Origin of the sequence: Crossiella sp. CA198, assembly GCF_052078295.1 — a bacterium.
Taxonomy (GTDB): domain Bacteria; phylum Actinomycetota; class Actinomycetes; order Mycobacteriales; family Pseudonocardiaceae; genus Crossiella.
In genome coordinates this window covers 191,509-210,873 of record NZ_JBQJIM010000001.1, presented here as the reverse complement: position 1 = coordinate 210,873, position 19,365 = coordinate 191,509, and the positions used below count along the sequence as shown (strand labels likewise).

Genomic DNA, 19,365 nt, shown 5'->3' with positions numbered 1-19,365 from the left:
GGCGTCGCCGCGACCGGGCCGGTGCCGGCCGCCGCCATCGAGGAAGGCCGGGCCTGTCCTCGATGGGGGCATCGTGGCCGACCGCTTACCGGTAGCCGCCGGTCTGACGGCCCGGCCTCACTTCAGGTGCCTGGCGAAGAACCGGGCCGCGCCGTCCACCTCGAACCACGGGGTGCCGGTGTGCCCGCCCAGGTTGGCGTGCAGCGTTTTCTCCTTGGCGCCGAAGGTGTCGAACAGGTCCAGGACCTGCTGCCGGTCGTTGCCTTCGTCGTCCCACTGCAGCAGGAACTGCAGCGGGGCGTCCAGGGTGGTTCGCCATTCCGGGACCGCCTTCTCGACCATCGGGATGATGAAGGCTTCGAGGATCTCCTCGATCGGCTCGCCGGCCTCCTTCGCCCGGCGGAGGTCGGCGCCTGCCTGCTCCTCGGCGGCGGAACGTGGCCGGTCACCGCACCCGGGGGCGTCGATGGCGGCGGCCGCGAAGCCGTACTCCGCCGCGTAGTGCCGGGCTCGGGCCACCAGCCGGGGAAGCCGCTTGTGGAAGCCACCGGGGTGTCCGATCAGGATCAGCGGGGCCGGTTCGGATCCAGGCGTCCACAGGATGCCGGGGATCTCGCCCAGGGTGAACTCGCGTTCGAGGACGCCGTCGTCGAGGCGCTGTGCAGCGGTGAATCGCACGGCCGTGCCTTTCGGGAGTGCTCGTGAACGGCGCTCCCGGACGACCTAGCGTCCGACCGTGACCCCGGAGGGGAGCACCCATGTTGTGATTGCCCAGGTGACCTCAGTCGGCGGGCCGGCCGAACCAGCGGGAGAGGTGATCGTCCAGGTCCCGCTGGTGCTCGCCGATCCAGGCGATGTGGCCGTCGGGGCGGAGCAGGAGGGCCGGAACATCCAGTGCCACGGTGGGATCCGCGATGAGGTCGACTCGATCCGACCAGCCCTCGACGGTCAGCCCTTCGGTGCGGTCGAGCACCAGGCCGCGGCCCCGATGTAGCTGGTCATAGAGGCGGCCTTGTTTCAGGTCGAGGTCACGTAGGCGGCGGCCGAGCAGGTCGGGGCCCGCGCCGAAGTCGTAGCGGATGCCGATCGCGGTGATCTTCTCGATCAGATGGCGGTTCACCTCGTCGAAGTCCATCAGTTCGGTGAGCAGCCTGCGCATGGCCCGCGCGCCCGGTTCGGTGGAGGCCAGGGCCAGCTGGGCGCGGGTGTTGTCCAGCACGTCCGCGGCGACCGGATGACGTTCGGCCTGGTAGGTGTCCAGCAAGGTCTCCGGCGCCCAGCCGCGGATCTGCGCGGCCAGTTTCCAGCCGAGGTTGATCGCGTCCTGCACGCCCAGGTTCAGGCCCTGGCCGCCGGCGGGCGGGTGGATGTGCGCCGCGTCGCCTGCCAGCAGCACCCGCCCGACCCGATACCGCTCGGCCAGCCGGGTGGCATCGCCGAAGCGCGACAACCAGCGCGGGGAATGCACGCCGAAATCGGTTCCGGCGATGGCCAGCAACGCTCGTTGGAAATCCTCGAGAGTGGGCGGCTCCGCGCGATCCTGGCTGACTTCCGCGGCCGGGACGACGACGCGATAAACCCTTTCACCGAAGGGGCCGAGGCTGAATACCTTGTTGGTCTCGCGGATGTGGGTCACCTTGGCGGTGATCTCCTCCCGCGACACACTCACTTCCAGCTCGCCCATCAGTGTGTCGGTCCGCGAGGGTTCGCCAGGGAAACCGACGCCGAGCAAGGTGCGCACCGTGCTGCGCCCGCCGTCACAACCGACGAGATAGCGCGAACGCAGCCGCTCCCCGTCGGCCAGTTCGACGGTCACCCCCTCGTCGTCCTGCTCGACGCCGGCCACCACACAACCATGCCGGACCTGCGCACCCAGTGCGATCGCATGTTCTTCGAGCAGCTGAACGATAACCGGCTGCGGGATACCCAGCAAATAGGCGTGCGCGGAATCCAGGCCCTTGGGCGCGGGTGTGTCGATGGCGGCGAAGAAACCGGCTGCCGGACGCTGTCTTCCGTGTTCGAGAATGCGATTGAGCAGTCCACGCATGGCCATCAGCTCGACACTGCGAATATGAAGACCGACGATACGGACAAAAGAAACGGGCTCGGTTTCCTTCTCCAGAACGAGCACCCGCACATCGTGCAACCGTAGTTCTGCGGCCAGCATCGCACCGGTCGGCCCGCACCCGGCAATGATCACATCGAACATGAACCACCCATTCGGAAAAGATTGCCCCACCCAGTTTTCATGCGTTCCTATTCTAGTGTGCGGCGTCCTCGGGGCTTGCCGCAAGCGATATAGGGCGAAACGGGAATTCGGCGACGGCCGCTGCGTCACCCGGTATGGCGGCGGGGCGCGCGTCAATCTGAGCTTGCGTTCGAATCGAACGTATGTTCGACTCGCTGGCATGCGATGGGAAGCGCAACGGGTCGACGCTGGGCAGCCGGCGCTGCTGTCCCTGTCCGGGTTCATCCGCTCGGTGCGCACGCCTGAGTTCGCCGGCGTCACCTTCCACGAGGTCCGCGCCAAGTCGGTGCTCAACCGGGTGCCCGCCGCCTCCAGCATGCCCTTCGGCTGGACGGTCAACCCCTACCGCGGCTGCGCGCACGCCTGCACCTACTGCTTCGCCCGCAACTCGCACACCTACCTCGACCTGGACGCCGGACGGGACTTCGACACCCAGGTGATCGTCAAGGTCAACGCGGCCGAGGTGCTGGCCAAACAGGTCCGCGGGCCGAGGTGGGCGCGCGAGCACGTCGCGATGGGCACCAACACCGATCCGTACCAGCGGGCCGAGGGCCGGTACCAGCTGATGCCCGGCATCATCCGCGCGCTGGCCGACTCCGGCACGCCGCTGTCCATCCTGACCAAGGGCACCGTGCTGGCCCGCGACATCCCACTGCTCGCCGAGGCCGCCACCCAGATCCCGGTCGGCCTGGGAGTTTCCCTCGCCCTGCTCGACCGCGACCTGCAACGCAGCCTGGAACCCGGCACCCCGAGTCCGCAGGCCCGCCTGGACCTGGTGCGCCGGCTCGCCGACGCCGGCCTGCCCTGCGGCGTGTTCGTCGCCCCGGTGCTGCCCTGGCTCACCGACGGCACCGAGCACCTGGACGAGTTGTTACGTCAGATCGCCGCCGCCGGCGCCAGCGGTGTCACGGTGCTGGCCCTGCACCTGCGCCCCGGCGCCCGCGAATGGTTCATGCGCTGGCTGGCCAGGGAACACCCCGATCGGGTCGCGGGCTACCGCCGGATCTATGGCGGTGGCAGCTACGCCGACAAGCGTTACCGGGCCTGGCTCGCCGAACGATTGGCGCCGTTGTTGCGACGCCATGGTCTGGACGGCCGCGGCCGGACGCTGACCGGGGTGCCGGGCGATGAGGGTGCGGTGTGGCCGGAAGGCAGCCTGCCCGAGGGCGCCCCCACCGCGCCCCCGGTCGACCAGGAACAACTCACCCTGTTGTGAGGCGCGGTTTTCTGTCGTGAGTCGCGGCTGCGGACGCCGGGGCGCAGGTGCGAGGTTGTGGGCCAAGCGTTGTCAGCCGGCGTTGTCGGCCGCCAGGGCTTGTGCGGGTCGGCTTGTGCGGGTCAGCTCGGCATGATCAGGCAGCTGCTGCTGGCGGTCGCGACCAGCTTGCCCGCCGCGTCGGTGACACTCGCCTCGGCGAACGCGATCCGCCGCCCCGGCTTGGTCACCCAGCCCCGCGCGATCAGTTCGCCGCTGTCCGCGTGCACGGGCCGCAGGTAGCTGACCTTGATCTCCACCGAGGTGTAACCCGTTCCGGCCGGCAACGTGCTGTGCACCGCGCAACCCGCCGCGGAGTCCAGGAGCGTGCAGACCAGTCCGCCGTGCACCACGCCGATCGGGTTGTAGGCGGATTCGTCCGGGGTGCAGGCGAACACGATCTCGCCCTCCCGCACCGACACCGCCCGGAACCCCATCAGCCCGGCGATCGGCGGCGGCGGCGACTCCCCGTCGACCATCCCGGTCAGGTACTCCAGCCCTGACAACCCCGCCCCGACCTTGGCCAGCGCGAACGGGTCGTACCAGGTCACCGTCTTGCTCCGGGGCTCACCCCAGGACGCGGGCGCCAGCTCACTCATGTGCGGGACCGTATCATCTAGGTTCGCAAGTCGAACTCAACTCATGGAAGAATCACACCCGTGACCGCCCCCAGAACCTGCTCGGTAGCCCTGTCCCTGGAAGTCCTGGGCGAACGCTGGTCACTGCTGGTCCTACGCGAGGTCTTCCTGGGCAACCGCCGCTTCGACACCATCCGCCACCACACCGGCGCGCCCCGGGCAATCCTCACCGCCCGGCTGAACACGTTGGTGGCCAACGGGATCCTGTCCCGGCAGGAGTACCGCGAGGCGGGGGCGCGGGCTCGCCAGGAGTACCGGCTCACGCCGGCGGGCCGGGAACTCCAGCCGGTGCTGACCGCCCTGATGCAGTGGGGCGACAAGCACCTGGTCTCCCCGGCGCCGCCGCCGCTGGAACTGCGGCACCGGGACTGCGGCGGTCGGGTCCGCGCGATCCTGACCTGCGACCACGGCCACCAACTCCCGGACACCGGCGCCGGCCTCGACCCCCGGCCCCGGTAACCCGGTCGGTGGGGCCAGGTGGGAGCCTGGCGGTGGAGCGGCGCCTGGCTGGGTTCACCTCGAGGCCCCGCCGTCCCCCGCCCCGCATTCCGCTCTATTTGCGGCAACGATTCGATCAGAGTGCAAGGTTCCGGCTTTGGGTCACTCAAACCGGTGAACCTCAACGTCGGTTTCGCCGGAGCGGGCAAACCTGGGCTGAGGCGGTCAAATCCAAGCTACCAGCCAACAAATCCATGCGGCCAGGCGAGTCCGCGCCGCCGAGTCACCCGCTCAACCCGCCTCCACCCCGCCCGACCGCCCGGCTAACCCGCTCGCCCGCCTTGCCTACCCGACCGCCCCGCCAACCCCTCACTCCGCGGGCCGGTCCAACTGCCACACCACATCCACCCCAACCTCCCCCGGACTCAACGGCTCCCGCGGCGGCTCATGTCGCGCCACCTCCGCGAACCCCAGCCGCTTCGGCACCGCCCCACTGCGCACGTTCGCCAGGTCATGCCAGATCTGCACGAATTCGATGTCCGGCAAGGAGAACGCCGTCTGGATCAGGGTCGCGGTGGCCTCGGTGGCGTAGCCCGCGCCGAACTGGGCCGGGTGCAGCCAGTAGCCGATTTCCAGGCCGGCTGGGCCGATTCGGCGTTCCAGGGCGGTGGCGCCGATGAGGTGGTTGTTGTGGGTGATGGCGTAGCTGTAGGCGGTGTGGGATTGCCAGCTCTGGTGGACGAAGTTCAGCCAGGTTGTCGCGGTGTCCCTGGTGTAGTCGGCTTCTGCCCAGGGCATCCATGGCCGCAGGTGGGGGAGGGCGGAGGTGACCACCTGGTGGACTTCGTCCACATCGGACAGTTGCAGGCGGCGCAGGATCAGGCGGGCGGTGGGGAGGTGTTCGGGTGGGGCGGTCATGGGGGGCATCTTGTCAACTTTGGGGTTGGGGGGCCTGGGGTTTTACCAGTGGCGGCCGGTGGGGAGGTCTTTCAGTTCCGGGCGGGACAGGTGCAGGACCTGGAAGGTGACGCCGGTGCCGGCTGGGGGTTCGGTGGTCCACAGGGTGTAGCGGAGGAGTTCCCAGGTTCGGGGGTCCAGGGCCAGGGCCGTGCTGTGCACGCCGGGGGTGGTGGCGTGGGTTTGCAGGGCGGCCACGGCGGCTTCGACGGCGGCGCCTGGCTCGGGGGAGCAGAGGGAGGACAGTTCGGTGGTGGCGGTGGTGGGGGCCATCGCGCTGGCCGGGCCGTGCTCGAAGGCCAGGCCGGTCCAGTGCTGGACGACGGGTCGGCCGAAGTCGTTGCAGATGCCCTGGAAACCCTTGCCCCACAGGAAATCGTTCATGCCCCTGGTGGTGCGCCACAGGTAGAACGGGGCGTACTGGTTGACCGGGGAGCCTGCCACGCCTCGTTCCCGGATCAGGTAGGACTTGAGGCCCAGGCCGGGGAAGGTGTCCAGGATGGGCCCTTTGCCGGCCACTCGGGCCCGGATGATGCCCATGTCGTAGTCGGCGGGCAGGGTGATCGCGTACCGCATCGCGTGCATGACCGATGATCTCCTTCGGAAGGGGTCCGAGGTGTCTGCCGGTACTGTACATACCAGTAGGTACAGAGGGAAATCGGCGTGGTTAAGGCCTTTCGACAGGGTAGTGGAGGTCAGTCACTCCGCATTTCCAGCAGGCCAGCGGACCGGCCGAATTCCGGCCATACCCGCAGCCACTCGCCCAGCTCGGCGATGACCGCCGGGTCGCGCAGGAACGGGCGCAGCCGGGCCGCGGTCTCCACCAGCTGCCGGGACCGCAGCAGCGGGCGGACCTCGGTGCCGTGCAGGCCGGGCACGCCCCAGCGCTGTTCGGCGTCGACCCGGTCCAGGGGCACCCCGGCGAGCAGGGTGGTGGTCAGGTCCTCCGCGGCGGGCAGCAGGCGGGGGCGGTCCTCGGCGCCGTTGTGGCCGTACAGCTCCAGCCGGGCCGCGGACTCGGCGACTCGGCGGGCCACCTCGGCGGGGTCCAGCGCGCCTCGGCGGACGGCCTGGTCGGCGAACCACAGGTACAGCGGCACCCACACCGCCTCGGCGCTCTCCCGCCAGCCGAGCTTGATCGCGAACACGGTCAGCCGCGATCGCCACCACTCGGCCCGCTCCTGGTCGGGAGCGGGGTCGCGCTGGTCGAGCCAGCGGGTGCGCTCGGCGTCCTCGGCGGTGGCCAGGTGGTTGAGGGACTGCTTGAGCGCGTCGAAGCGGGCCCTCGGCAGGTTGTGCAGCAGGCCGGGGGCGGAGATGCCGCTGATCGAGCCGATCTCCTCGGTGGGGGAGGTGACGAACTCCTCCTGGCCGACGATCTCGATCACCACGGCCTGGCTGTCCGGCTGCCAGTAGGAGCGGTGCGCCGGCATTTCCTGGGGCAGGTCGAGCAGGGGGACGTCGCGGCGCTGGAGTTCGGCGCGCAGGTCGGCGAAGGACGGGTTCGGCTCGAAGGCGCCGTAGTTCTCCCGCAGCAGCGCGGGGGTGTCGCCGAAGCCGATGGCCAGCCGGTGCACCTGCGCGCTCAGGTGCACCCCGTGCCAGGGCGCGCCGCGGCGGGACTCGCGTTCCCAGAAGTACTCCAGCAGCCCGTAGTCCAGGTTGAGTGCCTCGGTGGAGACCGCCTCGACGTACTCGCGGTTGTCCGCGTCGAAGAGTTCGTCCAGCTCGGCCGGGGTCCAGTGCCGGTCGGCGCCGAGCACCGCGCCGGTGGCCACCAGGTCGGCGTAGAAGTCGATATCGCTCATGGCGCGGGAACGGGGCGCAGGTCGACGGCGGCGATCCGCTCGGTCCGGTAGCCGTCCAGATCCTCGGTCAGCCACTGCTCGCCGTCGCGGATCTGGTGGAACCGGAAAGTTCCCGCACTGCGGCTGACCGACACGATCGAGCGAACCGGCACCGGTTCCGGCAGGTTCGCGGCCAGTTCGCACACGGCGAAGCCGAGCAGGATGCCCTGGCGCAGCATCAGCCGCTGATCGCTCTCCTCCACATCGGGTTCGCTGCCGTCGTCGGGCACCCCGGTGGAGACCGGCAGGTGGTAGCTCAGGTGCAGCTTGTTCGCCAGGCACTCCCGGCCGGTCAGATCAGGACCGGCCGGGATGCCGGAGCCGGCGAGTGCGGCGAAGACCAGCGCGCCGGAGAGCCGCGCCAGTCCGGGTTCGATGACCGCCGTGTGCAGTGACGCGTGCAGCGGCTCACTCGGCAGCGCGGTGGTGCGCAGTCCGGGGCCGCGCAGCGCCGCGACCGCGTTCTGGTTGAGCGCAACGGTGATCACCAGTGCAGTGTGCGCCACGACGGGCCCGAAGGGGATGCCGGACCCGTCCTGGCGCCTGCATTCGTTACTGCTCGCCCCAGCCGCCCTGCACCATGGTCTGGAACAGCCAGCGCCCGCCGACCCGGCCCAGCAGGTCGCCGTAGCGCACGGTCTGGCTGTGCCCGCCCACGGTGAACGTGGCGTCGCTGATCACGAACACCAGGTCCTTGCTGAGGAAATGCGGGGTGCGCACCGAGGTGGTCTGCACGTCCTGGCCGCCGCCGAGGATCTCGGTCCACTTCTCGACGAAGACCTCCCTGGTCCAGGCCGCAGCCGAGGCGTTGCCGTCGGCGTCGGTGCTGACCACGTTGATCGGGAACAACGCCATGTCGGCCATCCGCTCGACCTGGACCTCGGCCGCGGCGCCGTCGTACTCGGCGAACCAGGCGAGCACGCTCGCCACGTCCTCGCTGGTGGGGACGTATCCGGCTCCGTCGGTGGGGAGGACATGGGTTTCGGTCACTGGCGCTCCTTCTTGTACTGCTCAGTCCGGCCTTGCTGCGGGCAGGCGAAGTACCGCCTCGCTCGTATGGTGTACGGTACGGCGTACGATTCGATTCGGCAAGCGGGATTGACTGTGATGCGGGTCACGGGCGAGTGGGCGGGAAGGTGGCCTGCTCAATTAACAAGCAGGCTTGACTGTTTGTTAGTTGAGCGGGATGCTCTGCGGCATGAGCGCGCCCTCCAGGCAGCGGCAGGCCGACCGGAGCCGGGAGACCCGACGGAAGCTGATGGTGGCGACCGTGGACTGCCTGGTGGAGCGGGGCTGGGCCGGGACGACGACCACCTTGGTGGCGCAGCGGGCCGGGGTATCCCGGGGCGCGCAACTGCACCACTTCCGGACCAGGGGCGAACTGGTCGCCGCCGCGGTGGAGCACGTGGGCGCGCTCGGCGTCGAGCAGCTGCGGGCCCAGGCCGCGACCGCCTCCAGCGGCGGCGGGCACACCGTGGCCGTGGTGGAGCTGCTGGCCGACTTCTACGCCAGCCCGCTGTTCACCGCGGCCCTGGAGCTGTGGGTGGTCGCGCGCACCGACGCCGAACTGCGTGAGCTGGTGCTGCCGTTGCAGACCCGGCTGGGCCGGGAAACGCACCGGCTGGCCCTGGAACTGCTGCGGGTGGACGAGACGCAGACCGGGGTGCGCGAGGCGGTGCAGGCGACTTTGGACCTGATCCGCGGACTGGCGCTGGCGAATCTGCTCACCGACGACAGCCGTCGGCGCAAGCGGATCGTGCGGCAGTGGGCGGCGATGCTGGACGAGGCGTTGCGAGGGGAGCGGGGATGAGCGCGGTGGCGGGCTTGCTGGCGGATCTCGACGCCGAGGGAGGTGACCTGGACGCCCTGGTCGCCGGGCTGGACGCGGCTGGACTGGCCACACCCACCCCGGCGGCGGGCTGGAGCATCGCGCACCAGCTGGCGCATCTGGCGTGGACGGACCGGCAGGCCATCCAGGCGGCCACCGATCCGGCCGGGTTCCTCGAAGCGGCCAAGGCGGCCAATCCACTGTCCTATGTGGAGGACGGGGCCAACGAGGGCGTTGGCGAGGCGCCGGAATCGCTGCTCGGGCGGTGGCGGGACGGGCGGGCCGCGCTGCGGGCGGCACTGGCGGCGGTACCGGCTGACGCGCGGATTCCCTGGTTCGGGCCGCCGATGAAGTCCACCTCGATGGCCACCGCGCGGATCATGGAGACCTGGGCGCACGGCCAGGACGTGGCCGACGCACTGGGCGTACGGCGAGTGCCGACCCACCGGTTGCGGCACATCGCGCACCTGGGCGTGCGGACCATGGGCTTCGCGTTCGTCTCGCGTGGCGAGCCCGCGCCGGAGACACCGGTCCGGGTGGAGCTGGTCGGGCCGGACGGGGACCGCTGGGAGTGGGGACCGCCGGACGCGGCGGACCGGGTCAGCGGGGACGCACTGGACTTCTGCCTGCACGTGGTGCGCCGCCGGCACCCCGACGACCTGGGGCTCACCGTCACCGGCGCGGTCGCGACGAAGTGGATGAGCATCGCGCAGGCCTTCGCCGGACCGCCCGGAGCCGACCGCGAACCCGGGCAGTTCGATGCCTGACGGGGTGCTGCGGATCGGGAACGCCTCCGGCTTCTACGGCGACCGGTTCAGCGCGCTGCGCGAGCAGCTATATGACGGCGAACTGCATATCCTCACCGGCGACTATCTTGCCGAACTGACCATGCTGATCCTGGGCCGGGACCGGCTCAAGGACCCCGCGCTCGGCTACGCGCGCACCTTCCCGCGACAGCTGGAGGAGTGCCTCGGGGTGGCCCTGGAACGCGGGGTCAAGATCGTCACCAACGCCGGTGGCCTCAACCCGGCCGGGCTGGCCGCGGCGCTGCGGACCTTGGCCGAGCGGCTGGGACTGGCCGTGCGGGTCGGGCACGTCGAAGGCGACGATCTGCGCGAGCGGGCCGCGGAGCTGGGCTTCGGCGAACCGTTGACCGCCAACGCCTACCTCGGCGCCTGGGGCATCGCGGACTGCCTGCGCGCCGGGGCCGATGTGGTGGTCACCGGACGGGTCACCGACGCCTCCCTGGTGGTCGGGCCCGCGGCCGCGCACTTCGGCTGGGACCGCCAGGACTGGGACGCTCTGGCCGGGGCCACCGTGGCCGGGCACGTCCTGGAATGCGGAACCCAGGCCACCGGGGGCAACTTCGCCTTCTTCGCCGATCTCGACGATCCGCGGCGGCCCGGGTTCCCGATCGCCGAGATCGCCGCCGACGGCAGCTCGGTGATCACCAAACACCCTGGCACCGGTGGCGCGGTCACCGTGGACACCGTGACCGCGCAACTGCTCTACGAGATCGCCGAACCGGCCTACCCCGGCCCGGACGTCACCACCCGGTTCGACACCATCCAGCTTGAGGACGCCGGGCCGGACCGGGTGCGGATCCACGGGGTCACCGGGGTCGCGCCGCCGGAACGGCTGAAGGTGTGCCTGAACCGGCTGGGCGGCTTCCGCAACTCCACCACGTTCGTCCTCTGTGGACTCGACGTGCAGCGCAAGGCCGACCTGGTGCGGACCCAGCTGGAGGACGCCCTCGGCGCGGACGGCCTGACCTGGACCCTGGCCCGCACCGACCGGGCCGACGCGGACACCGAGGAGACCGCCAGCGCCCTGCTGCACGCCACCATCAAGGACACCGACCCCAAGCGGGTCAAGGCGTTCTCCCGGTCGGCCATCGAACTCGCGCTGGCCTCCTACCCCGGATTCCACGTCACCGCGCCACCCGGCGACGGCACGCCGTTCGGGGTGTACTCGGCCGCCTACGTCGACCGCGCCGAGGTCCGGCAGCTCGCGGTGCTCCCGGACGGGACCCGGATCGAGGTCGAGGAGCCCCCGGTGACCACCGCCGGACCGGTGCAACCCTTGGCGGGCAACGATCCTGTGCCCTTCGGCGGACATGAGCCCACCCGGCGCGGGCCGCTCGGGCGGATCGCCGGGGCCCGGTCCGGGGACAAGGGCGGGGACGCCAACCTCGGCGTGTGGGTCCGCTCCGAACCCGCCTACCGGTGGCTGTTCCACCACCTGACCATGGATCGGCTCAAGGAACTGCTGCCGGAATGCGCCGAACTGACCGTGCAGCGGCACGCGCTGCCGAACCTGCGCGCGGTGAACTTCGTCATCCGCGGCCTGCTCGGGGACGGTGTGGCCTCCTCGACCAGGTTCGACCCCCAGGCCAAGGCCCTGGGCGAATGGCTGCGGGCCCGAGTCGTGGAAGTGCCGGAGGTGTTGTGGTGAGCGAGATCCTGGACCCCTTCGAGACACCCGAGCGGCGAACGCTGCGGGAGACCGTGCGCAAGTTCACGCAGCGCGAGGCCGTGCCGCAGCTGTCCCAGTGGGAACGCGACGGCGAAGTGCCGCGCGCACTGCACCGGGCCGCCGCCGGGATCGGGTTGCTGGGCATTGGTTTCCCGGAGGAGGTCGGCGGCAGCGGCGGCGACCTCCTGGACATGGTGGTGGTCAACGAGGAAGTGCTCCAGGCAGGCGGCTCCTCCGGACTGCTCGCCGCCCTGTTCACCCACGGCATCGCGTTGCCGCACATCGTCGCCGCCGGTGGCCCGGAGCTGATCGACCGGTTCGTGCGACCCACCCTGGCCGGGGAGAAGATCGGCTCGCTGGGGGTCACCGAACCCGACGGCGGGTCGGATGTGGCCGCGCTGCGCACCGTCGCGGTGCGGGATGGCGATCATTTTGTGGTGAACGGGGCCAAGACCTACATCACCTCCGGCGCGCGGGCCGACTTCGTCACCACCGCGGTGCGCACCGGCGAGGCCGGGTACGGCGGGGTCAGCCTCCTGGTGGTGGAACGCGGCACACCCGGGTTCACCGTGAGCAGGCGGCTGGAGAAACTGGGCTGGCACTGCTCGGACACCGCTGAACTGTCCTTTGTGGACGCGCGGGTGCCGGTGGCCAACCTGGTCGGGGCGGAGAACGCCGGCTTCGCCGAGCTGATGCGGCAGTTCCAGCACGAGCGGATCACCCTGGCCGTACAGGCTTATGCCACCGCACAACGGTGTTTGGACCTCAGCGTGCAGTGGGTCAAGGCCCGTGAGACCTTCGGTCGGCCACTGGTCAGCAGGCAGGTGGTGCGGCATCAACTGGTCGAGATGACACAACGGATCGAACTGGCCCGCACCTACACCCGCTCGGTCGCGGCCCGCGCCGCCGCCGGACAGGAAGTGGTGGCCGAGGTGTGCCTGGCCAAGAACGCCGCCGTGGCCGCGTGTTCGCACGTGGTGGACGCCGCGGTGCAACTGCACGGCGGATTCGGATACATGCGGGAGGCCGAGGTGGAACGGCACTACCGGGACGCGCGCATCCTGGGCATCGGCGGCGGGGCCAGCGAGGTGCTCGCCGATCTGGCCGCGCGGCGATTGGGGTACACGGCATGACCGTCCTGAAGTCCACAGTGGACACCGCGGCGCCGGAGCACCAGGCGAACCGGGAGGCCATGCTGGCCAAACTGGCCGCACTGGACACCGAACACGCCAAGGCACTCGCCGGTGGCGGCGCCAAATACGTGGACCGGCACCACAAACGCGGCAAACTGCTGCCCCGGGAACGCATCGAACTGCTCATCGACGAGGACACCGCGTTCCTGGAACTCTCGCCACTGGCCGCCTGGGGCACCGACTACACCGTCGGGGCCAGCCTGGTCGCCGGGATCGGCGTGGTCAACGGCGTCGAGTGCCTGATCACCGCCAACGACCCGACCGTGCGCGGCGGGGCCAGCAACCCGTGGACGCTGAAGAAATCCTTCCGGGCCATGGATATCGCGGTGGCCAACCGGCTGCCCGTGCTCAGCCTGGTCGAATCCGGCGGCGCCGACCTGCCCAGCCAGAGCGAGATCTTCATCCCCGGCGGGCGGATGTTCCGCGACCTCACCAGGGCCTCCGCGGCCGGACTGCCCACGGTCACCCTGGTCTTCGGCAACTCCACCGCCGGCGGCGCCTACATCCCCGGCATGTCCGACCACGTGGTGATGGTCAAGCAGCAGGCCAAAGTCTTCCTCGGCGGGCCGCCACTGGTGAAGATGGCCACCGGCGAGGAATCCGACGATGAGGAACTGGGCGGCGCGGAAATGCACGCCGCCGTCTCCGGGCTCGCCGACCACCTCGCCGAGGACGAACGGGACGCGCTGCGCATCGGCCGGGACATCGTGGCCCGGCTGAACTGGCGCAAACTCGGGCCTGGGCCGAGCCGGGCGGTGGTCGAACCCCGTTATGACACCGAGGATCTGCTCGGGATCGCGCCGAGTGACCTGCGGTTGCCGTTCGACCCGCGGGAGGTGATCGCGCGGCTGGTGGACGGCTCGGAGTTCGACGAGTTCAAACCCCGCTACGGCACCAGCCTGGTGACGGGGTGGGCCAGCCTGCACGGCTATCCGGTGGGCATCCTGGCCAACGCGCGCGGCGTGCTCTTCAGCGCCGAGGCGCAGAAGGCCACCCAGTTCATCCAGCTCGCCAACACCGCCGACGTGCCGCTGATCTTCCTGCAGAACACCACCGGCTACATGGTCGGCAAGGAGTACGAGCAGGCCGGGATCATCAAACACGGCGCGATGATGATCAACGCGGTGTCCAACAGCACCGTGCCGCACCTGACCGTGGTGCTGGGCGCCTCCTACGGCGCGGGCAACTACGGCATGTGCGGGCGGGCCTACGATCCCCGGTTCCTATTCACCTGGCCCAACGCCAAATCCGCGGTGATGGGACCGGCCCAGCTCGCCGGGGTGCTGTCCATTGTGGCCAGACAAGCCGCGATGGCCAAGGGCGCGCCGTACGACGATGAGGCGGACAAGAACTTGCGGGCCATGGTGGAAGGGCAGATCGAGGCGCAGTCGCTGGCGCCGTTCCTGTCCGGGCGGCTCTACGACGACGGTGTGATCGACCCGAGGGACACCAGGACCGTGCTCGGCATCTGTCTCTCGACCATCCACAGTGCACAAGTCAGCGGCACCAGGAACTTCGGCGTCTTCCGGATGTGAGGTCCACCAACGTGATCACCCGAGTCCTGGTCGCCAACCGCGGCGAGATCGCCCGCCGCGTGTTCCGCACCTGTGCCACGCTGGGCATCGGCACGGTGGCGGTGTTCTCCGACGCCGACGCCGATTCCCCGCACGTCACCGAGGCCGACCTCGCGGTCCGGCTGCCTGGCCTGACCCCCGGCGAGACCTACCTGCGGGCCGACGCCCTGATCGCCGCCGCGCGCGGTAGTGGCGCGGACGCCGTGCACCCCGGCTACGGCTTCCTGTCCGAGAACGCCGGCTTCGCCCGTGCGGTGCTGGCCGCCGGACTGGTGTGGATCGGGCCGCCGCCGGAGGCCATCGAAGCCATGGGCGCCAAGGTGGAGGCCAAGAAACTGATGGCCGACGCCGGGGTGCCGGTGCTGCCCGAACTGAGTCCGGAGGACGTTGCGGGAACTCGATTCCCGTTGCTAGTCAAGGCATCTGCCGGTGGTGGTGGGCGCGGGATGCGGATCGTGCGGGCCGCCGAAGAACTGGCCGGAGCGGTCGCGGCGGCCAGGGCCGAAGCGGCCAGCGCGTTCGGTGACGGCACCGTGTTCTGCGAGCCCTACCTGGAACACGGGCGACACGTGGAGATCCAGGTGCTCGCCGATGCGCACGGCACCGTGTGGGCACTGGGGGAGCGGGACTGCTCGGTGCAGCGCCGCTACCAGAAGGTCGTGGAGGAATCCCCGTCCCCCGCGGTGGACGAGAAACTCCGGGACGCGATGTCCGCGGCGGCGGTCGCGGCGGCCAAGGCCATCGGTTACCGGGGCGCGGGCACCGTGGAGTTCATGGTCTCCGATCAGGGCGAGTTCTACTTCCTGGAGACCAACACCCGGCTCCAGGTCGAGCATCCGGTCACCGAGGCGGTCTTCGGCGTCGACCTGGTGGCCTGGCAACTCGCCATCGCCGACGGCGCCCCGCTGCCCGCGCAACCGCCGGTCTCCCGCGGCCACGCCATCGAGGTCCGGCTCTACGCCGAGGATCCGGCCGCGGACTGGCGGCCCGGAAGCGGTCCACTGCACCGGTTCTCGCTGTCCGGAGTGGACAGTGAGTTCACCGGGGCGACCGCCGAACGTGGACTGCGCCTGGACGCCGGGGTGGTGGACGGCTCGGTGATCAGCACGCACTACGATCCCATGCTGGCCAAGGTGATCGCCTGGGCGCCCACTCGCGCCGAGGCCGCCCGCCGACTCGCCGCGGCCCTCGCCGACGCTCGCGTGCACGGTCCGGCCACCAACCGGGATCTCCTGGTCCGGGTGCTGCGGGATGAGGACTTCCGCGCGGGGAAGGTCGACACCGGATTCCTTGCCCGGCAAGGACTCGACGTACCCCTTGCCGATGAGCAGGCGGTCCGGATCTCGGCGCTGGCCGCAGCGCTGGCCGAGGCCGCGGCCAACCGGGCCGGGGCGGGCGTGCAGCCGTCGGTGCCCGGCGGTTGGCGCAATCTGCACTCGACCGGTCAGGTCAAGGGCTACGACAGTCCACAAGGGACAATCGAGGTCCGGTACCGGTTCGGTAGAGACGGGATTGTCGCCGAGGATCTGCCCGAGGTGACCGTGGTGTCCACCGCGCCCGAGGCGGTCGTGGTGGAACTCGGCGGTGTGCGGCGGAAGCTGCATGTGGCCCGCTACGGCGAGCAGGTGTTCGTGGACTCGCCATTCGGCGGCGTGGCACTGCGCCGGTTGCCGCGCTTCGTCGAACCCGGCGACGCGCACGCCGAAGGATCACTGCTGGCCCCCATGCCCGGCACCGTCGTCGCGGTCACCGCCACACTCGGCGGCACCGTGCGCGCCGGGCAGGAACTTCTTGTGCTGGAAGCGATGAAGATGCAGCACCCGGTGCGCTCGCCAGCCGATGGCGTGCTCACTGAACTCGCCGTGACGGCGGGCGCCCAGGTCGAGGCCGGGGCCGTGCTCGCCGTGATCGAACCCGCCCCGAACGAGCAACAGCCGATGGAGGACTGACGGACATGGACTTCCGGGAGACCGACGAACAGCGCGCGCTGCGGGCCTCGGTGGCCGCGCTGGCCGCCAAGTACGGCCACGGCTACTGGGTGGACAAGGCGAAAGCCGGGGAGAAGACCACCGAACTGTGGGCCGAGGCCGGACAACTCGGCTACCTCGGCGTGGCTGTGCCCGAGGAGTACGGCGGTGGCGGTGGCGGCATCACCGACCTCGCCATCGTCTGCGAGGAACTCGCCGCCGGTGGCTGCCCGTTGCTGCTTCTTGTTGTCTCACCGGCGATCGCGGCCACCGTCATCGCCAAATCCGGCACCCCGGAGCAGAAGAAGAACTGGCTGCCCGGTTTCGCCGACGGCTCGCTGAAGATGTCCTTCGCCATCACCGAACCCGACGCGGGCTCCAACTCGCACCGGATCATCACCACCGCCCGCGCCGACGGCGACGGCTGGCGGCTGACCGGCGGCAAGTACTACATCTCCGGCGTGGACGAGAGCGACGCGACCCTGGTGGTGGCCCGCCTGGAGGACGCGCGCACCGGCAAGCTGCGGCCCGCGCTGTTCGTGGTGCCCACCGACGCGCCCGGCTACACCTATCAGCCGATCCCGATGGAGATCACCTCCCCGGAACGGCAGTTCACCCTGTTCTTCGACGACGTCAAGCTGCCGGCGGATGCCTTGGTGGGCGGGGAGGACGCCGGACTGGCCGCGCTGTTCGCCGGACTCAACCCGGAGCGGATCACCGTGGCCGCCTACGGTTGCGGCATTGGGCGGTACGCGTTGAGCAAGGCGGCCGACTACGCGCGCACCCGCAAGGTGTGGGACTCGCCGATCGGCGGCCACCAGGCCGTCTCGCACCCGCTTGCCAAGGCGCACATCGAGATCGAGCTGGCCAGGCTGGCCACCCAGCGTGCCGCCTGGGCCTACGACCAGGACGACCCCACCGCCGCCGAGGCCGCCAACATCGCCAAGTACGCCTCCGCCGAAGCCGCCATCGCCGCGGTCGACGCGGCCGTGCAAACCCATGGCGGCAACGGGATGTCCACCGAATACGGGGTCGGCACGCTGTACGGGGCGGCCAGGGTCGGGCGGATCGCGCCGGTCAGCCGGGAAATGATCCTCAACTTCGTCGCCCAGCACACCCTGGACCTCGGCAAGTCGTACTGACACGGTGGTAACGCGCGGCACCCCCAGGATCGACGAACGCGCATAAGGCAACGACGCCCCACCGGAGGTCCCCATGATCCACCGCAGCCCGTTCCCCGACGTCGACATCCCCGACCTGCCAGTGCACACCTACGTGCTGGCCGGGGCACGGGACCGCGGTGATCATCCGGCGGTGATCGACGGCAGCAGGCCGGACGGGCCGCGGTTGAGCTACGCCCAGCTCGACGCCTCGGTCGGCAGACTCGCCGCCGGGCTGCATGAAGCGGGATTACGCAAGGGCGACGTGCTGGCGTTGTTCAGCCCCAACACCGTCGTCTACCCGGTGGTCTTCTACGCCACCACCACCCTGGGCGCGATCGTCAGCACGGTCAACGCGTTGTACACCGTGGACGAACTGACCAGCCAGCTCCGCGACTCCGGCGCGAAGTTCCTGGTCACCATCTCGCTGTTCCTGGACCGCGCGGTGCCCGCGGCCCAGGCTGCGGGGATAGAGCACGTGATCGTGTGCGACAGCGCCGAAGGCCACCGGTCGATCCAGGACCTGATGGCCACCGACGGGCCGGTGCCGGAGGTGGAGATCAACCCGGCTGAGGATGTGGCGGTGATGCCGTATTCCAGTGGCACCACCGGAAAAGCCAAGGGCGTCATGCTGACGCATCGCAACATCGTGGCGAACATGGCTCAGTCCAGTGGCATGCAGCCGACCGGGCCGGATGATCGGATCCTGGCCATCCTGCCGATGTTCCACATCTACGGGATCACCGTGTTGCTCAACCACGCGCTGCACTACGGCACGACGGTGGTGGTGCTGCCTCGGTTCGAGCTGGAGTTGTTCCTCACCGCGTTGGCCGAGCACAAGGTGACCAAGGTGCCGGTGGCGCCGCCGATCGTGGTGGCGCTGGCCAAGCATCCCCTGGTCGACAAGTTCGACCTGACCGCGTTGCGGGCGGTGTTGTGCGCGGCGGCGCCCCTGGACGCGGACACCGGGCACCTGTGCGCGGAGCGGTTGGGTGTGCGGGTGGTGCAGGGGTACGGGATGACCGAGCTTTCGCCGGTGTCGCATGTGGTTCCGGACTCGGATATGAATCCGCCGGATGGCACGGTGGGCAAGCTGATCCCGAACACCGAGTGCCGGATCATTGATCCCGCCACTGGCGAAGACGCCGCGGCGGGCGGGGCCGGGGAATTCTGGATCCGTGGGCCGCAGGTGATGAAGGGGTATTTCGCCAGGGGCGCGGACACGGCCTCGATGATCGATGCGGACGGGTGGCTGCACACCGGGGATATCGGGCGGGTGGATGAGGAAGGGAACTTCTTCATCGTGGACCGGCTCAAGGAGTTGATCAAGTACAAGGGGTATCAGGTGCCGCCCGCGGAACTGGAGGCCGTGCTGCTGTCGGATCCGCGGATCGCGGACGCGGCGGTGATCGGGGTTCGGGACGCCGAGGGCGAGGAGGTCCCCAAGGCGTTCGTGGTGCGGGCCGCGGGGCAGGAATCGTTGGGGGAGCACGACGTGCTGGAGTACGTGGCAGGCAAAGTCGCGCCGTACAAGAAGATCCGGGTAGTGGAGTTCATCGACGCGGTGCCCCGGGCCCTCTCCGGCAAGATCCTGCGCCGGGAACTCCGCCAGCGCTGACCCCTTCCCAGAGTGTTGGCCGTTGTCGTACGCCGAGTTGGCCCAAGTGGTACGGCGAGTTGGGCCTAATGGGCGTACGAGTTGGGCCAAGTCGGCGGGCGGCGGTCCGGAACGGCCAACGTGGCGTACGACAACGGCCAACACGCCGTCCGGTTCGGCCAACACTG

General features: G+C 70.0%; 18 protein-coding genes. 10 read left to right on the top strand and 8 right to left on the bottom strand.

The genetic code is table 11. From position 1 onward, the window contains the following. Positions 1-117 precede the first annotated feature (117 nt). Both ACTOWY_RS01085 and rox read right to left on the bottom strand, forming a co-directional pair. Complete coding sequence (locus tag ACTOWY_RS01085; protein WP_441307707.1) at positions 118-678, bottom strand: alpha/beta hydrolase; 561 nt, start codon at positions 676-678, stop codon at positions 118-120. Positions 679-781: 103 nt separating this feature from the next. Further along, complete coding sequence (gene rox, locus ACTOWY_RS01080; protein ID WP_441307706.1) at positions 782-2,209, bottom strand: rifampin monooxygenase; 1,428 nt, start codon at positions 2,207-2,209, stop codon at positions 782-784. 199 nt (positions 2,210-2,408) lie between these two features. On the opposite strand from rox, the gene ACTOWY_RS01075 reads away from it, so the two are divergent. Continuing rightward, positions 2,409-3,464: an Rv2578c family radical SAM protein gene (locus ACTOWY_RS01075; RefSeq protein ID WP_441307705.1), complete on the top strand. Its 1,056-nt coding sequence runs from the start codon at positions 2,409-2,411 to the stop codon at positions 3,462-3,464. A gap of 122 nt (positions 3,465-3,586) precedes the next feature. Here the strand turns inward: ACTOWY_RS01075 and ACTOWY_RS01070 are convergent, their stop codons facing one another. Next, entirely contained in the window at positions 3,587-4,102 is a 516-nt protein-coding gene (locus ACTOWY_RS01070; protein ID WP_441307704.1) for a PaaI family thioesterase, read from the bottom strand. Positions 4,103-4,162: 60 nt separating this feature from the next. Between ACTOWY_RS01070 and ACTOWY_RS01065 the strand changes: the two genes are divergently transcribed. Beyond that, positions 4,163-4,600 (top strand): winged helix-turn-helix transcriptional regulator, encoded by a 438-nt coding sequence (locus tag ACTOWY_RS01065; RefSeq protein ID WP_441307703.1) that lies wholly within the window; start codon positions 4,163-4,165, stop codon positions 4,598-4,600. 348 nt (positions 4,601-4,948) lie between these two features. On the opposite strand, the gene ACTOWY_RS01060 is transcribed toward ACTOWY_RS01065, so the two are convergent. From ACTOWY_RS01060 to ACTOWY_RS01040, 5 genes are all read right to left on the bottom strand, one after another. Continuing rightward, positions 4,949-5,497, bottom strand: a complete 549-nt coding sequence (locus ACTOWY_RS01060) for a GNAT family N-acetyltransferase (protein ID WP_441307702.1) — start codon at positions 5,495-5,497, stop codon at positions 4,949-4,951. A gap of 42 nt (positions 5,498-5,539) precedes the next feature. Next, positions 5,540-6,121: a DUF4865 family protein gene (locus tag ACTOWY_RS01055; RefSeq protein ID WP_441307701.1), complete on the bottom strand. Its 582-nt coding sequence runs from the start codon at positions 6,119-6,121 to the stop codon at positions 5,540-5,542. 110 nt (positions 6,122-6,231) lie between these two features. Continuing rightward, a complete protein-coding gene (locus tag ACTOWY_RS01050) occupies positions 6,232-7,344 on the bottom strand; it encodes a hypothetical protein (protein ID WP_441307700.1) in 1,113 nt (370 codons plus the stop codon). Beyond that, positions 7,341-7,871 (bottom strand): hypothetical protein, encoded by a 531-nt coding sequence (locus tag ACTOWY_RS01045; protein ID WP_441307699.1) that lies wholly within the window; start codon positions 7,869-7,871, stop codon positions 7,341-7,343. The genes ACTOWY_RS01050 and ACTOWY_RS01045 overlap by 4 nt, the downstream gene beginning before the upstream one ends. A gap of 64 nt (positions 7,872-7,935) precedes the next feature. Next, the gene (locus ACTOWY_RS01040; protein ID WP_441307698.1) at positions 7,936-8,373 is read right to left on the bottom strand and encodes a nuclear transport factor 2 family protein; all 438 of its coding nucleotides are present in this window, start codon (positions 8,371-8,373) and stop codon (positions 7,936-7,938) included. A gap of 208 nt (positions 8,374-8,581) precedes the next feature. On the opposite strand from ACTOWY_RS01040, the gene ACTOWY_RS01035 reads away from it, so the two are divergent. From ACTOWY_RS01035 to ACTOWY_RS01000, 8 genes are all read left to right on the top strand, one after another. After that, positions 8,582-9,193 carry a TetR/AcrR family transcriptional regulator gene (locus ACTOWY_RS01035; protein WP_441307697.1) on the top strand — a complete coding sequence of 204 codons (612 nt, stop codon included), beginning with the start codon at positions 8,582-8,584 and terminating at the stop codon, positions 9,191-9,193. Beyond that, the gene (locus ACTOWY_RS01030) at positions 9,190-9,978 is read left to right on the top strand and encodes a TIGR03084 family metal-binding protein (RefSeq protein ID WP_441307696.1); all 789 of its coding nucleotides are present in this window, start codon (positions 9,190-9,192) and stop codon (positions 9,976-9,978) included. Before ACTOWY_RS01035 ends, ACTOWY_RS01030 begins: the two co-directional genes overlap by 4 nt. After that, complete coding sequence (locus ACTOWY_RS01025; RefSeq protein ID WP_441307695.1) at positions 9,971-11,665, top strand: acyclic terpene utilization AtuA family protein; 1,695 nt, start codon at positions 9,971-9,973, stop codon at positions 11,663-11,665. The genes ACTOWY_RS01030 and ACTOWY_RS01025 overlap by 8 nt, the downstream gene beginning before the upstream one ends. 5 nt (positions 11,666-11,670) lie before the next feature. Continuing rightward, positions 11,671-12,819, top strand: coding sequence for an acyl-CoA dehydrogenase family protein (locus ACTOWY_RS01020; RefSeq protein WP_441307957.1), 1,149 nt, complete (start codon positions 11,671-11,673; stop codon positions 12,817-12,819). Then, on the top strand, positions 12,816-14,414 hold the full coding sequence (locus ACTOWY_RS01015; protein ID WP_441307694.1) for an acyl-CoA carboxylase subunit beta: 1,599 nt from the start codon (positions 12,816-12,818) through the stop codon (positions 14,412-14,414). The genes ACTOWY_RS01020 and ACTOWY_RS01015 overlap by 4 nt, the downstream gene beginning before the upstream one ends. A gap of 11 nt (positions 14,415-14,425) precedes the next feature. After that, positions 14,426-16,402 carry an ATP-binding protein gene (locus ACTOWY_RS01010; protein WP_441307693.1) on the top strand — a complete coding sequence of 659 codons (1,977 nt, stop codon included), beginning with the start codon at positions 14,426-14,428 and terminating at the stop codon, positions 16,400-16,402. A gap of 5 nt (positions 16,403-16,407) precedes the next feature. Continuing rightward, positions 16,408-17,562, top strand: a complete 1,155-nt coding sequence (locus ACTOWY_RS01005; protein WP_441307692.1) for an acyl-CoA dehydrogenase family protein — start codon at positions 16,408-16,410, stop codon at positions 17,560-17,562. Positions 17,563-17,635: 73 nt separating this feature from the next. Beyond that, positions 17,636-19,198: an AMP-binding protein gene (locus ACTOWY_RS01000; RefSeq protein ID WP_441307691.1), complete on the top strand. Its 1,563-nt coding sequence runs from the start codon at positions 17,636-17,638 to the stop codon at positions 19,196-19,198. Positions 19,199-19,365: the final 167 nt, after the last annotated feature.

Coding starts and splice junctions, on each gene's coding strand:
- ACTOWY_RS01025 (WP_441307695.1), top strand. CDS start 9,971: ATGCCTGACGGGGTGCTGCGGATCGGGAACGCCTCCGGCTTCTACGGC.
- ACTOWY_RS01000 (WP_441307691.1), top strand. CDS start 17,636: ATGATCCACCGCAGCCCGTTCCCCGACGTCGACATCCCCGACCTGCCA.
- ACTOWY_RS01075 (WP_441307705.1), top strand. CDS start 2,409: ATGCGATGGGAAGCGCAACGGGTCGACGCTGGGCAGCCGGCGCTGCTG.
- rox (WP_441307706.1), bottom strand. CDS start 2,209: ATGTTCGATGTGATCATTGCCGGGTGCGGGCCGACCGGTGCGATGCTG.
- ACTOWY_RS01055 (WP_441307701.1), bottom strand. CDS start 6,121: ATGCACGCGATGCGGTACGCGATCACCCTGCCCGCCGACTACGACATG.
- ACTOWY_RS01070 (WP_441307704.1), bottom strand. CDS start 4,102: ATGAGTGAGCTGGCGCCCGCGTCCTGGGGTGAGCCCCGGAGCAAGACG.
- ACTOWY_RS01030 (WP_441307696.1), top strand. CDS start 9,190: ATGAGCGCGGTGGCGGGCTTGCTGGCGGATCTCGACGCCGAGGGAGGT.
- ACTOWY_RS01050 (WP_441307700.1), bottom strand. CDS start 7,344: ATGAGCGATATCGACTTCTACGCCGACCTGGTGGCCACCGGCGCGGTG.
- ACTOWY_RS01060 (WP_441307702.1), bottom strand. CDS start 5,497: ATGACCGCCCCACCCGAACACCTCCCCACCGCCCGCCTGATCCTGCGC.
- ACTOWY_RS01005 (WP_441307692.1), top strand. CDS start 16,408: ATGGACTTCCGGGAGACCGACGAACAGCGCGCGCTGCGGGCCTCGGTG.
- ACTOWY_RS01035 (WP_441307697.1), top strand. CDS start 8,582: ATGAGCGCGCCCTCCAGGCAGCGGCAGGCCGACCGGAGCCGGGAGACC.
- ACTOWY_RS01015 (WP_441307694.1), top strand. CDS start 12,816: ATGACCGTCCTGAAGTCCACAGTGGACACCGCGGCGCCGGAGCACCAG.